The sequence below is a fragment of the Kosakonia sp. H7A genome (assembly GCF_003028445.1).
Taxonomy (GTDB): Bacteria; Pseudomonadota; Gammaproteobacteria; order Enterobacterales; family Enterobacteriaceae; genus Kosakonia; species Kosakonia radicincitans.
Genome location: NZ_PYTZ01000108.1, coordinates 1 through 465, shown reverse-complemented (window position 1 = coordinate 465; position 465 = coordinate 1). Strand labels below are relative to the sequence as shown.

Genomic DNA, 465 nt, shown 5'->3' with positions numbered 1-465 from the left:
CCTGCAGACCGAGCACGAGCGCTGGCTGACCGAAGAACACGTCGGCCGCCCGGTAGTGGTGACGAACTACCCCGAGCACATCAAGGCCTTCTACATGCGCCTGAACGATGACGGCAAGACCGTCGCGGCCATGGACGTGCTGGCCCCGGGCATCGGCGAGATCATCGGTGGCAGCCAGCGCGAGGAGCGCCTGGACGTGCTCGACGCGCGCATGGCGCAGTTCGGGCTGGATGCCGAGCATTACGGCTGGTACCGCGATTTCCGCCGCTACGGCACGGTGCCGCACGCCGGCTTCGGCCTGGGCTTCGAGCGCCTGGTGGTCTACGTGTGCGGGCTGGGCAATATCCGCGACGCGATCCCCTACCCGCGCGCGCCGGGCAGCGCGGAGTTCTGAGGTGGCGCCGCTGCAGCTGGCACTGACGGTACAGCTCTCGCTGTACGGCGTGGCCATCGTGGCGGCGTGCT

Annotated in this window: 1 protein-coding gene; it reads left to right on the top strand. The window is 69.0% G+C overall.

Translation table 11 applies throughout. The annotated features are described in order from the left end of the window. Nucleotides 1-394, top strand: a 394-nt coding sequence (locus CWM66_RS28450; RefSeq protein WP_304598310.1) for an amino acid--tRNA ligase-related protein, incomplete at its 5' end; no start/stop codon positions are given. Nucleotides 395-465 lie beyond the last annotated feature (71 nt).